Origin of the sequence: Phocaeicola sp. GP0067, assembly GCF_031119655.1 — a bacterium.
GTDB classification, from domain to species: Bacteria; Bacteroidota; Bacteroidia; order Bacteroidales; family Bacteroidaceae; genus Phocaeicola; species Phocaeicola vulgatus.
Genome location: NZ_JAVHZY010000027.1, coordinates 1 through 13384, shown reverse-complemented (window position 1 = coordinate 13384; position 13384 = coordinate 1). Strand labels below are relative to the sequence as shown.

Here is a 13384-nt window from a genome sequence, read left to right as displayed (position 1 = left end):
TTACTAGAAATGAAGAATTGGTTCAAGACAAACACAGATTCATCCCCAAAGGATAAAAAATGGTGGAAGCCGAATATCAGTTGGCTGAAACTGGATAAATGGGTGAAAAGACTGGACATATATATCATTAAGAAGTTTCTGGGAACCTACTTTTTCGCTATTGCATTGATTATCTCCATTGCAGTAGTATTTGATGTGAACGAAAATATAGACAGGTTCATCAATAACAAAGCTCCGCTGAAAGCGATTGTATTTGATTATTACATGAACTTCATCCCCTACTTCTCCAATCTGTTCAGCCCCTTGTTTGTCTTTATCGCTGTTATCTTCTTTACTTCCAAGCTGGCAGAAAACTCGGAAATCATTGCCATGTTCTCCACCGGAATGAGTTTTAAACGAATGATGCGGCCCTATATGATTTCGGCCGCAATCATTTCCGTTGTTACTTTCGGACTGGGAGCATACGTCATACCTAAGGGAAATGTAACCCGTTTGGATTTTGAGGACCGTTATAAGAAAAAAAAGAAACAGGAATATGTGCGGAATGTGCAACTGGAAGTAGACAGCGGGGTCATTGCCTACATAGAACGTTATGAAAATTATAATAAAACGGGATACCGTTTCTCTTTAGACAAGTTTGATGACAAGAAACTGGTTGCCCACCTTACTGCCCGAAGTGTCACTTATGATACAGCATCTGTACACAAATGGACAATCAAGAACTATATGATACGTGAGATGGAAGGTATGCGTGAGAAAATCACTCGGGGTGACCGTTTGGATACGATCATTAAAATGGAGCCTCAAGATTTTCTGATTATGAAAGGGCAGCAACAAACCATGACAAGCCCTGAACTGAAAGAATATATAGACAAGCAGAAAAGACGTGGGTTCGCCAACATAAAGGAATTTGAAATTGAATATTACCAACGTATAGCCATGTCCTTTGCCGCTTTTATCTTGACAACCATTGGTGTTTCCTTATCATCCAGAAAAATGAAAGGAGGAATGGGACTGCATTTAGGAGTAGGGTTAGCACTTAGTTTTTCATACATTTTGTTCCAAACAGTGTCAGCAACCTTTGCTGTCAACGGAAACACCCCTCCTATTATAGCGGTATGGATTCCTAATATACTTTACACATTTATTGCTATCTATTTATACAGAAAAGCTCCTAAATAATCATAGGAGCTTTTCTAGTTTTTGACGCCAATCCTCGCCGTTCTCCGGTTGCATCGTAATAAAGCCCAGTTCTTTACCAATAACAATATTGGCCGCACCGTCATCTACAAATATTGTTTCAGCCGGATTCAGTTTACTATCTTTGATCATATAGTTAAAGATGCCAGGATCCGGCTTGGTGGAACCGGCTTCGTAGGAAGTATAAATCTTGTCAACATAAGCGTCCAATGGCTTTCCCGCAGAAGTAAATGCATTGCTCCTCGCCCATCCCATCACATAAGGATTGGTGTTGCTCAATATATATACCTTGTACTTCTTACGAAGCTCATTCAGGTAATCCAATTTATATTGCGGCACGTCCGTAACAAATCCTTTCCACCCATTTTCCACGTCTTGATAAGTCAATTCTTTCCCGCAGATTTTACTCAACTCACAGCGAAAAGTCTCAGCATCTATGTTTCCATTTTCTACTTCCTGAAAAATCCCCTGCTGGTGGTATTTCCCTAATAAACTGTCCGCTTCCCTCACTCCTATCCGCTCAAATGCCTTTACAGCCTGTTCACGATCAAGGCCAATGACAACCCCGCCGAAATCAAACACAATATTCTTAATCTGTTTCATAATCTTTTTATTTATCCGCTGTAAAGGTAGGCATTTGATTGTGAATGGTAAATGATGTAAGTCAATAAAATACCATATAGCAAAAAAAACCGCAGATTCCATTGAGAATCCACGGTAATTATTTTTGTTGTATTTTTCTTCCTTTCGGAAATGTTCTCTCAATTCAAATAAGAAGAGAGTTCGGATACGGTGACATCCTTGGCAACGATAACACCATTTTCATCTAACAAAAAGTTCTTAAAGCCTCTTTTCAAGCGATAAGTCTGATATAGATCCGATGAAACACCAGCCAATTCCACAAAACAATTAGAAGTTGAAATCTGGTCTTTTTTAATGGTCTCGTTAAATATCGACTTGTATTCATCAAATGAAACGGAAACCATTTCTACATTGTCGGCCTGCGCGACGGCATGATTCAAAGTAGCATTCTGCATCCTTGACAAAGCATCATAGCTGGCCCAAAAACTTAGCAGTACATATTTACCTCTTAAATCCTTCAAGTCAATCAACTGCTTTTCGCCACAGATAGTAAATGTAGGAGCCTTGTCTCCTATGGTCAAGCCTTCTGTCGGCGTGTTTTTCCCTACAAAAGAGAATGAAATCAAGGAACTAATAATTAATACAACAAAAATCCACTTTACATTTTTAATCATGTAATTCGATCTTAGTTAATACTATCCGAGACTGCCCTTAAACAGTGATTTCCACCCGGAACATTATCTTTAGTACTGATAATCAATACCATTTAAATTGGAAATCTGCGACAAAGGTAAGGAGTTTTGAAATTAACTCCAAGATTTTTTCTCAAAAAATATGTTATATAGCATAAAATCGTCCTTTTCATCGAGAAAAAAGAATGCAGAAAATATAGCTGATAAGGATTTATTTACGTACTTTTGCAATCTGTAAATAGCAACCACAAAGTATGAATAATAATACTGAACTTATTTTAATCAGAATTACCGGTCTTGACCGGCCGGGATTAACCGCTTCCATTACGGAAATTTTGTCAAAATATGATGTTACCATTTTGGATATTGGCCAGGCCGATATTCATAGCACCCTGTCATTAGGCATTTTATTCAAAAGCCAGGAAAAAGATTCAGGGAATATCATGAAAGAGTTGCTATTTAAAGCTTCCGCATTAGGCATCAATATCCGTTTCTATCCCGTTACTGTGGAAGAATATGAGGAATGGGTAAACATGCAAGGCAAGAACCGGTACATCCTGACTTTACTGGGACGCAAGCTGACAGCCAAACAAATCGCGGCAGTCACAGGAATATTGGCGGAACAAGGTTTGAATATTGATGCTATCAAACGTCTTACAGGGCGTATTCCATTGGATGAACGAAAAGCGAATGTACGGGCTTGTATCGAATTCTCCGTCCGTGGCACCCCCCGCCAAAGGGAAGAGATGCAACAGGCGTTAATGAAACTGAGCAGTGACCTGGAAATGGACTTTTCTTTCCAGCTGGACAATATGTACCGGCGTATGCGACGCTTGATTTGTTTCGATATGGATTCCACATTGATACAGACAGAGTGTATAGATGAATTAGCCGAACGCGCCGGTGTGGGTGACCAAGTACGAGAAATCACAGAACGCGCCATGCGTGGAGAAATTGATTTCATAGAAAGCTTCACAGAACGGGTGGCTTTGCTGAAAGGACTGGATGAAAGCGTAATGAAAGAAATCGCAGAAAACCTTCCCATCACCGAAGGTGTGGAACGTCTGATGTTCGTGTTGAAAAGATATGGTTACAAAATAGCCATCCTATCCGGTGGATTCACCTATTTCGGCAATTATCTGAAAGATAAATTCGGCATAGATTACGTATATGCCAATGAACTGGAAATAGTAAATGGCAAATTAACCGGAAGATATCTGGGAGATGTAGTTGACGGAAAACGTAAAGCCGAACTGCTGAAACTGATCGCTCAAGTAGAACGTGTGGACATAGCACAAACTATTGCTGTAGGAGACGGAGCGAATGACTTGCCCATGTTGTCCGAAGCCGGTCTGGGTATAGCATTCCATGCAAAACCCAAAGTAGTGGCTAACGCACAACAGTCCATTAATACGATCGGATTGGACGGCGTCCTCTATTTCCTGGGCTTCAAGGACTCTTACCTGGAAGAACGCGGCAAACTCTAAAGAAAGAAGTAACTATATATATGAAATTTTCAGAACTAAATTTAGAAGAAGGGGTGCTTCAGGCATTAGATGCCATGAGATTTGAAGAATGCACTCCTGTACAAGAACATACCATACCGGTCATTCTTGAAGGAAAAGATTTGATCGGAGTGGCACAGACCGGAACCGGCAAGACTGCCGCATACCTTTTGCCCGTTCTTAATCAATTAAGCAAAGGCGGATATCCGGAAGATGCCATCAATTGTGTGATCATGTCACCCACACGCGAATTAGCGCAACAGATAGACCAGCAAATGGAAGGTTTCTCTTATTTTCTACCGGCATCCAGCGTGGCTGTTTACGGAGGAAACGATGGTGTGCGCTTCGAGCAAGAAAAGAAAGGTTTAACTTTGGGGGCCGATGTAGTCATTGCTACTCCGGGACGTCTGATAAGTCATCTCAGCCTAGGTTACGTAGACTTGTCTAAAGTTTCTTTCTTTATTCTTGATGAAGCGGACCGTATGCTGGATATGGGATTCTCGGATGACATTATGCAAATAGTGAAATATCTGCCGAAAGAACGTCAGACCATCATGTTCTCGGCCACTATGCCGGCTAAAATACAACAATTGGCAAAAACGATCTTAAACAATCCGGTAGAAATAAAATTAGCGGTTTCAAAACCTGCGGAAAAGATTATCCAAACGGCTTATATCTGTTATGAACGCCAGAAATTGGGAATTATTCAATCCCTTTTCCAGGATCAAACACCCGAACGTGTCATTATCTTTGCCTCTTCCAAATTGAAAGTAAAGGAGGTGACACAAGCATTCAAGCGGATGAAACTGAACGTAGGTGAAATGCACTCAGACTTGGAGCAGTCCCAACGGGAACAGATTATGCGTGAATTTAAAAGTGGCAGAATCAATATTCTGATTGCTACCGATATTGTTTCGCGAGGAATAGACATTGACGATATTCGTTTGGTAATCAACTACGATGTACCACATGACAGCGAGGATTATGTACACCGCATCGGCCGTACAGCTCGTGCCAACCATGATGGTTGCGCCATTACTTTTGTCAGTGAGAAAGAGCAGACCCAATTCAAAGCTATTGAAAATTTCCTGGGTAGGAACATCTATAAAATCCCGGTTCCCGAGGAATTGGGAGAAGCGCCCGAATACAACCCGCGAAGTGGCGCCGGTCGTAGCAATCACAAAGGTGGAGGCTCCAGAAAACAAGGCAATTATAAGGGGAAAAAGAACAGTACGGGCAAGCCCAATGCCAATAATAGAAGAAACACCCCAAAAGAATAGACGGAAGAGATGATATCTAAAAACCATTGGAGGAAGACGGACTTGTTTTCCTCCAATTTTATTTTATGGAGAGGGTCACTTCATGGCTCATCTGCAAAATAGATGCGAGGCAATCACAAACATCCATTATATGTATTGCTTGTAGGATATATAATCTTTCACCTGTAACATTACTAACCTTACACCCCACACATTAGTAACGTATGGGGTGACACGTTACTAACCTTCCGGCATGTACGTTACTAACCTCTCAAACGTCCTGTTCTTTTCTGAAAAGAACAAGGTCTTTAAAAAAAAGAACAGGACGTTTTCATTGAAAGAACAAGAGCTTTTTAAAATTTGACCTGTTGTTTTTTCCATAACGGCATCTACATGCCGAAACGCCTTATTTTTCCTTCAGATCTTTCAGCCACTCCACAAACGCCCTGCCCATCGGCATTCCGGCTGAAGGATATGCATTGTGAAATGTTTCAGCCGAAAAATATCCTTCAGGAAAACCAATTCCCCAAGAATCGGAAGAATACCAATCCGGCTGAAGGATTCCAATCTCCGGCTGAAGAATTCCCAAGCCCAATCCTTCAGCCGGAATACCGATGGGCAGGGCATTTGCGAGCAGGCTGAAGCTTTTGAAGGATTTTTCAGGGTATTCTCTATAGAGCATGATAGCGACCAAATAGTAATCGCGAAATAAAAAAATGACATAGCCACGACTACCTTACCAACTCGAATGCAAGTCCTCCATCCTTGCCGGCAGTGATATTGACCATATAACAAGACGCGCCGTCAGGTATGCACACCGTGGCCTGATAATGATACCCTTTCGAATCGACACCCATAAAATCCATATCCGACAATATAGCCCATTGCAAGAAATCATCCGGAACCACCCCCTTGAACATCTGCTTGGTGATATCTTTGGCATAAAGACTCTTCCTGCCTTCATACACGCAAATGTGTATGATATTGTCATAATATACATTATCCACCCCAAGTCCTTCCTCCGAAACTCCCGGACGCATTACTTTAATCTTTGACGGGTTAATGTACACATATCCGCGATAACGGACATTATCGTATGTCACCACCGAATCTTTCTTAATAACTTCGTTATAAACAGGGATTTCCCGAGTATGGATAAATGCCAGAAAATCATTCTCCGCATCAGACTTATGCAGGCGTATCACATCTCCCACAGCCGAATGAAACCAAAAAATATGCTCCCCCTGCTTCTCAATCTTATAACCATTAGTCCGTGCACCATACGTAATCAACGAATCGCCTATAATTTTAAAAGCAACGGGAGCCGTAGCGGCATCTGCATAAAACAGGGTATCGCCTTTCACCCTCAGTAATGCCGTTTCCGTATTATCGTCCAACCATATACCTTCCAACAAAGATTTTGCCTCCTTGTTTTCTTCCAGAGCGGATGCTTTTTGTTGCGGAGTTCCACAAGAAGACAGCGCAACAGCCAACATTATTATCGAAAAACGTTTGTACATGGTTATTCTCTCTATTTTTTTATTTATCGACCGATGCAATGATAAACAAACCCCATTTCCTGTAGTTCGTCACCATCATAAATATTTCGTCCGTCAAGCACTACAGGCTGCTTCATCGCCTTCTTGATTACTCCCCAGGTAGGAAGACGGAACTCTTTCCACTCGGTTACCAGAATCAACGCATCCGCATCAAGAGCCGCATCATACATATCGTGCGCATAATAAACCGACTCTCCTATCCGGCGGCGGGACTCATCCATAGCAGCAGGATCGTATGCGCGGACATTGCAACCCGACTGTTTCAATTTCTCAATAAGTACCAAAGCCGGAGCCTCACGCATATCGTCCGTACCGGGCTTGAATGCAAGTCCCCACAAAGCCACTGTTTTGCCTTTCAAATCTCCATTGAATACTTTTACCAGTTTCTCGAACAAAATGCCTTTCTGATTCTCGTTCACATCTTCCACCGCTTTCAACACCTGCATGGAATAACCATTCTGCTCGGCAGTCTTAATCAACGCCTTCACATCTTTCGGGAAACAAGATCCACCATAACCGCATCCCGGATACAAGAACTTACGCCCGATACGACTGTCGGAACCTATTCCGTCACGTACCATATTTACATCAGCTCCCACCAGTTCGCACAAGTTGGCAATATCGTTCATAAAGCTGATACGGGTGGCCAACATGGAGTTTGCCGCATACTTGGTCATCTCGGCAGAAGGAATATCCATGAAGATAACGCGGAAGTTAACCAGCATGAAAGGTTTATAAAGCTTGGTCATCAGTTTTTTAGCCCTTTCCGACTCTACGCCCACTACCACACGGTCCGGACTCATAAAGTCATCGATAGCATTACCTTCTTTCAAGAATTCCGGATTAGAAGCCACATCGAAATCTATCGACTCCCCTCTTTTCTCCAATTCCTCCCGGATAGCCGCTTTTACTTTCCGGGCCGTACCCACGGGCACCGTACTCTTGGTCACGACCAAGGTGTATTTCTTCATATTAGCACCAATCGTCTTGGCAACTTCAAGCACATAACGCAAATCGGCACTTCCGTCTTCATCGGGAGGAGTGCCCACAGCACTGAACACAATATCCACATTGTCCAGACAACTCTCTAAAGAGGTGGTGAAATGAAGACGTCCAGCCTTTACATTACGCAAGACCATATCTTCCAATCCCGGTTCATAAATAGGAATAATACCCTGTTGCAGATTAGCAATCTTATCCGCATTTACATCTACACAAGTTACGTCTACGCCAGTTTCGGCAAAACATGTTCCGGTAACAAGTCCTACATACCCGGTTCCTACAATCGCTATATTCATTTTATTTAATTCGTTAGTCTAACTTTTTCGCTGCAAAATTACAATAAATTATGAGTGAGTTGTTATTTTCTTCCATAAAAGTTGCGCTGAAACGGAATAAAAATGCTAATTTTGCGATATGATTGAATTGGCTAGACATATAGAAATTCTGTTACTGGAAAATGACTGTGTGATTATTCCAGACTTTGGCGGTTTTATAGCGCACTATCAACCGGCACGGTATATCAAGGAAGAAAATCTTTATCTTCCCCCTGTACGTACTATTGGTTTCAATCCCCAATTGACTATAAACGATGGTTTATTAGTTCAATCGTATATGCAAGCCCATCACACCGATTTTCCTGATGCCACACGCATGATAGAAGAAGAGGTAGCCGGATTGAAAGAACAACTATACCAAAATGGATGTGCAGAAATGCATGGCATAGGGGTCTTACATTATAATATTCATAGCACATACGAGTTCCATCCCAATGAGGACGGTGCATTATCACCTACCCTATACGGGCTTAGTTCGTTTTCCATCAACAGATTAGAATATCTTACTTCAACAACATCTGCAGCAACCAGAGAATTACTTCCCCGACAAGAAAAAAGGAAGAGAACTGTACGTTTCAAACGTCAGTGGATAGGAAATGCAGTAGCTGTGGCTATAGCTGTAGTCTTATTTTTCTTCTTGTCTGTTCCGGTAGAGAACACATATGTGGACAAAGGTAATTATGCTTCTTTAGGTACGGATGGTCTGTTTGACGCCATTCGTTCCCAATCTTTGGCAACGACCTTGGTAACCGTTCCTTCCAGACCGCAGCAACCCAAGAAGACGAATATCAAAAATAATCAAAACACGTTGAAACCTGTAACTGTAAAAGTAGAAAAGGTAGGAAAAGCACAAGAAGCAGTGCCCAAGAATACTGTTGCAGCAAAATTGAACAGCACAGAACAGCCAGTTGCCAAGCCTGTTACTGTAAGTAAACCTGCCCTTGAGAAGAAAGAAACAGCAACACCTTCGAGCAGTAAAAAAAATAAGTATTATATCATCGTATCCAGTTTACCGACAGCCAATGACGCACAGCAAGTACTTAATGAGTACAAGCAAAAAGGATACAAGGATGTAACAATCATAGAAGGTAACGGACGTTATCGCCTGTCTTTGTGCAACTTTGCAGATAAAGCCGCTGCTTATAAAAAATTAAATGAACTGAAACAAAATGATGCATTCAAGAATGCATGGATATTGAGTTCCAAATAAACAAGATTATTTTTTATGAAAAGAGTTTTGTGTCCCAAATGTGACAACTATATAACTTTTGATGAAACCAAATATACAGAAGGCCAGTCGTTGGTCTTTGTATGCGACCATTGTAAAAAACAATTCAGTATCCGTATCGGAAAATCCAAACTGAAAGCAACCCGTAAAGAAGAAATATTGGACGAACAAGCCAATAAAGAGGATTTTGGAAGTATCGTGGTAGTAGAAAATGTATTCGGATACAAACAAGTATTACCCCTGATGGAAGGTGACAACCTGATAGGACGCAGAAGCAAAGGCACTGAAGTGGACATTCCCATCGAAACATCAGATCCGAGCATGGACAGAAGGCATTGTATCATTAATGTGAAACGCAACAAACAAGGGGAAGTCATTTATACCCTGCGTGATAATGACAGCATTACAGGAACATTTCTGATGAACGAGATTTTGGGGAACAAGGACCGGATACGGATCGAGGAAGGCGCTATCATCACATTAGGTGCGACTACGTTGATTCTGCGTGCCACCGAGAAGTAAGACAATGAGACGTATTATCTTAATCACAGGAGGCCAACGTTCGGGAAAAAGTTCATACGCGGAGAAATTGGCATTAAGCTTATCACCCACTCCCGTTTATATAGCTACTTCCCGTATTTGGGATGAAGAATTCCGCCAACGCGTTATCAAACATCAAGAAAGGCGCGGACCGGAATGGACGAATATAGAAGAAGAAAAAGAACTGAGCCGCCATCAAGTAAAGGATAATGTAGTATTGATTGACTGTGTCACCTTATGGTGTACCAACTTTTTCTTTGATTTGGATGCGGATGTAGAGGCTGCATTGCAGGCTGTCAAACAGGAGTTTGATAATTTTATCCGGCAAGATGCCACTTTTATTTTCGTAACCAATGAAATAGGTTCCGGAGCAGTATCCGAAAACGCCATCCAACGCCGCTTTACAGATTTACAGGGCTGGATGAATCAATATATAGCTTCAAAAGCAGACCAAGTATATTTGATGGTATCGGGAATTCCTGTTCCTATAAAATAATAAATACAATGAAAAACTTTCATATTGAGTATCCCGATGAAGGTCTTCGGGAGGCATTGATAGACAAAATCAACAATTTGACAAAGCCCAAAGGTTCATTGGGCGTTCTGGAAGACCTTGCATTGCAAATCGGATTAATCCAACAAACCCTCTCCCCTACATTAAGCCATCCGCACAACGTACTTTTTGCAGCCGATCATGGTATAGTAGAAGAAGGGGTAAGCAAGTCTCCCAAAGAAATCACTTGGCAACAACTAAGTAATTTTTTACATGGAGGTGCCGGAGTTAATTTTTTATGCCGCCAACATGGTTTTAAGCTTGTATTAGTAGACTCAGGAGTCGATTACGATCTTCCTTACGAGAAAGGCATTATCAACTGTAGCGTAGGACGTGGCACGCACAGTTTTCTAAAAGGTCCTGCAATGAGTATGGAAGAAATGGAATTATGCCTGGAACGTGGAGCAAAGATAACGGATATGATTCATGCTGACGGCTGCAATGTGGTCAGTTTTGGCGAAATGGGTATTGGCAACACCTCCCCTTCCTCTGTCTGGATGCATTTGCTGACAGGTATTTCATTAGAGCAATGTGTAGGTGCGGGAAGCGGACTGGATTCAGAAGGCATCCGCCATAAATACAATGTATTGAAACAATCGGTTGACCATTATGCCGGTGACGGTTCTGCAAAAGATATCATCGCCTGGTTCGGAGGATATGAAATGGTTATGGCAATAGGCGGCATGCTCCGGGCGGCAGAATTAAGAATGATTATTCTGGTAGACGGCTTCATCATGACCAACTGCATACTGGCCGCCTCAAAACTTCATCCGGAAGTTTTGTCGTATGCCATATTCGGACATCAGGGAGATGAAACCGGTCATAAACTAGTATTGGACGCCATGAAAGTACGCCCTTTATTAAATTTAGGTCTGCGCTTGGGAGAAGGAACAGGAGCGATATGCGCTTATCCCATCGTTGTTTCCTCTGTAAACATGATGAATGAGATGGACAATTTCGCCCATGCCTCCATCACTAAATATTTTTAACCATGAAACTGCTTGCCTCCCTCATTTTTTTCACACGCCTTCCGTTTTGGAAAATAGCTGACGTACCACCTGTTTACTTTAAACGAGTAGTGGACTACTGGCCCTTTGTTGGATGGCTGACAGGAGGTATCATGGCAGGCACTCTATGGATCACAGCAGAATTTCTGCCTGTACAAATAGCTGTGCTCATGGCGTTGGCTGCCCGGTTATTAGTAACAGGTGCTTTACACGAAGATGGATTGGCAGACTTCTGCGATGGCTTCGGGGGCGGTACATCACGTGACAAGATTCTGTCCATCATGAAGGATTCACATATCGGCACATACGGAGTGCTCGGATTATTATTCTATTATGGATTGATGTGGAATATACTCACCACACTTTCTGTACCCTTGGCATGTGCGGCCATATTAAGCGGAGATGCCTGGAGCAAGTTTTGTGCCGCACAAATCATCAACACGCTTCCATACGCCCGTAAAGAAGAAGAATCGAAAGCAAAAGTCATATATGACCGTATGAGCCCAGGTGTTTTATTATCCGCTTTTATGGCCGGAGCCCTACCTATGCTTTTATTACTGGATAAAGGATACTGGTGGGCAGCCATCGCTCCTGCTATGATGTTCATCCTTTTAATGTCACTCATGCGCAGACGCCTGCAAGGATATACCGGTGATTGTTGCGGAGCGACTTTCCTATTATGTGAGTTTTCTTTTTATCTGACTATAAACTTAATCTATACAAATCTATGGTAATATACTTCATGCGTCATACTGCTGTTGATGTTCCGCAAGGCGTTTGTTACGGACAGACGGATGTACCCTTAAAGCCGACTTTTGAAATGGAGGCAACTCAAACGGCAGCCCATTTACAAGGCTTATCTTTTGATAAGGTTTATACCAGCCCGTTAACCCGTTGTGTACGCCTGGCTACCTTTTGCGGCTACCCGGATGCAGAACGGGACGACCGCCTAAAGGAACTAAATTTCGGAGATTGGGAAATGCATCGGTTCGATGAAATTGCCGACGCTAATCTGGAAAGATGGTATGCAGATTATCTGCATGTAAAAGCGACCAATGGAGAGTCCTTTGAAGATCAATACCGGCGTGTTGCCGATTTTCTAGACGAACTTCGCCAAAAACCGTATGAACAAGTCGCGATCTTTGCTCATGGCGGCATTTTACTGAACGCACAGATTTATGCAGGTATCATTAAACCCGAAGAGGCGTTTGGCGCACTCACTCCTTATGGAGGAATTGTCAAGATAGAGTTATCATGATGTAAGAACATATCGCTTATTTATTTGTTCTATTCATAAAGACAAATAAATATGCTTACTCATTTCTTGGATTTATTAGCAGCTGTTATAAGTGTGACAAGCCTTTTGATTGTCACATACGGAGCGTTGATAGGTATCATCTCTTTTTTGAAGAATGAAATACGACGTTTTACCGGAGGGTATTCCATTACCAATATACGAAAATTAAGAGCTACATTCGGAACTTATCTGCTTCTTGGCTTAGAATTTCTGATAGCTTCGGATATTTTGAAAACAGTATTGGAGCCCACTTTGAATGAATTGGCCCTATTGGGAGGTATTGTTGTTTTAAGAACCATCCTATCCGTATTCCTCAATAAAGAGATAAAAGAATTGGAAAGTGAAGAAAAATAAAAAAGCACTGAAAAACTAATCATTTATACATATTGGCTTTTTAAGTTGCACACACATTGCATACTTTCATATTTTTGTCGATGAAAGAAACATCTTGATTTACTTACTAAATAATAGAAGAATATCATTTATTGTTTTCAAGGTTCTCTCCGATTTGTTGGAGCAGTCTAAAAGCTCCAGCCATCTTATAGTTAGGGACATTCATTAAATATTACAAAATCAGCCAACTAATTCATACACAAAGTATTGCGAATTAGTTGGCTTTTTTGTA

Annotated in this window: 15 protein-coding genes; 10 read left to right on the top strand and 5 right to left on the bottom strand. The window is 41.7% G+C overall.

What is annotated here, in order from left to right; genetic code table 11:
• Positions 1–9 precede the first annotated feature (9 nt).
• Positions 10–1182: an LptF/LptG family permease gene (locus tag RE317_RS17060; RefSeq protein ID WP_005842283.1), complete on the top strand. Its 1173-nt coding sequence runs from the start codon at positions 10–12 to the stop codon at positions 1180–1182.
• Here RE317_RS17060 and RE317_RS17055 read toward each other — a convergent pair whose 3' ends face one another.
• The gene (locus RE317_RS17055) at positions 1183–1803 is read right to left on the bottom strand and encodes an HAD family phosphatase (protein WP_005842285.1); all 621 of its coding nucleotides are present in this window, start codon (positions 1801–1803) and stop codon (positions 1183–1185) included. It lies immediately after the preceding gene.
• A 158-nt stretch (positions 1804–1961) separates the two neighbouring features.
• Positions 1962–2456 carry a thioredoxin family protein gene (locus RE317_RS17050; protein ID WP_005842288.1) on the bottom strand — a complete coding sequence of 165 codons (495 nt, stop codon included), beginning with the start codon at positions 2454–2456 and terminating at the stop codon, positions 1962–1964.
• 272 nt (positions 2457–2728) lie between these two features.
• Here RE317_RS17050 and serB point away from each other — a divergent pair, with 272 nt between their 5' ends.
• Together serB and RE317_RS17040 are read left to right on the top strand one after the other, a co-directional pair.
• Complete coding sequence (serB, locus tag RE317_RS17045; protein ID WP_005842290.1) at positions 2729–3961, top strand: phosphoserine phosphatase SerB; 1233 nt, start codon at positions 2729–2731, stop codon at positions 3959–3961.
• A gap of 20 nt (positions 3962–3981) precedes the next feature.
• Positions 3982–5259: a DEAD/DEAH box helicase gene (locus RE317_RS17040; RefSeq protein WP_008669174.1), complete on the top strand. Its 1278-nt coding sequence runs from the start codon at positions 3982–3984 to the stop codon at positions 5257–5259.
• A 385-nt stretch (positions 5260–5644) separates the two neighbouring features.
• Here RE317_RS17040 and RE317_RS17035 read toward each other — a convergent pair whose 3' ends face one another.
• The 3 genes from RE317_RS17035 to RE317_RS17025 are packed head-to-tail and all read right to left on the bottom strand — an operon-like array spanning position 5645 to position 8095.
• On the bottom strand, positions 5645–5920 hold the full coding sequence (locus RE317_RS17035; protein WP_008669173.1) for a hypothetical protein: 276 nt from the start codon (positions 5918–5920) through the stop codon (positions 5645–5647).
• A 49-nt stretch (positions 5921–5969) separates the two neighbouring features.
• On the bottom strand, positions 5970–6758 hold the full coding sequence (locus tag RE317_RS17030) for a DUF4738 domain-containing protein (protein ID WP_008669171.1): 789 nt from the start codon (positions 6756–6758) through the stop codon (positions 5970–5972).
• Positions 6759–6781: 23 nt separating this feature from the next.
• Complete coding sequence (locus tag RE317_RS17025; protein WP_005846440.1) at positions 6782–8095, bottom strand: UDP-glucose/GDP-mannose dehydrogenase family protein; 1314 nt, start codon at positions 8093–8095, stop codon at positions 6782–6784.
• A 118-nt stretch (positions 8096–8213) separates the two neighbouring features.
• Between RE317_RS17025 and RE317_RS17020 the strand changes: the two genes are divergently transcribed.
• From RE317_RS17020 to RE317_RS16990, 7 genes are read left to right on the top strand one after another with little or no spacing between them, the layout of a single operon-like run.
• Complete coding sequence (locus RE317_RS17020; protein WP_005846442.1) at positions 8214–9344, top strand: SPOR domain-containing protein; 1131 nt, start codon at positions 8214–8216, stop codon at positions 9342–9344.
• Between the two features lie 15 nt (positions 9345–9359).
• Entirely contained in the window at positions 9360–9884 is a 525-nt protein-coding gene (locus tag RE317_RS17015) for an FHA domain-containing protein (protein ID WP_005846443.1), read from the top strand.
• A gap of 4 nt (positions 9885–9888) precedes the next feature.
• Positions 9889–10398, top strand: coding sequence for a bifunctional adenosylcobinamide kinase/adenosylcobinamide-phosphate guanylyltransferase (gene cobU, locus RE317_RS17010; RefSeq protein ID WP_005846444.1), 510 nt, complete (start codon positions 9889–9891; stop codon positions 10396–10398).
• A gap of 8 nt (positions 10399–10406) precedes the next feature.
• Entirely contained in the window at positions 10407–11444 is a 1038-nt protein-coding gene (gene cobT / locus RE317_RS17005) for a nicotinate-nucleotide--dimethylbenzimidazole phosphoribosyltransferase (protein WP_005846445.1), read from the top strand.
• 2 nt (positions 11445–11446) lie between these two features.
• Entirely contained in the window at positions 11447–12196 is a 750-nt protein-coding gene (locus tag RE317_RS17000) for an adenosylcobinamide-GDP ribazoletransferase (RefSeq protein ID WP_005846448.1), read from the top strand.
• Positions 12190–12720, top strand: coding sequence for an alpha-ribazole phosphatase (cobC, locus tag RE317_RS16995; protein WP_005846450.1), 531 nt, complete (start codon positions 12190–12192; stop codon positions 12718–12720). Before RE317_RS17000 ends, cobC begins: the two co-directional genes overlap by 7 nt.
• Positions 12721–12771: 51 nt before the next feature.
• Positions 12772–13113 (top strand): DUF1622 domain-containing protein, encoded by a 342-nt coding sequence (locus tag RE317_RS16990; RefSeq protein ID WP_005846452.1) that lies wholly within the window; start codon positions 12772–12774, stop codon positions 13111–13113.
• Positions 13114–13384: the final 271 nt, after the last annotated feature.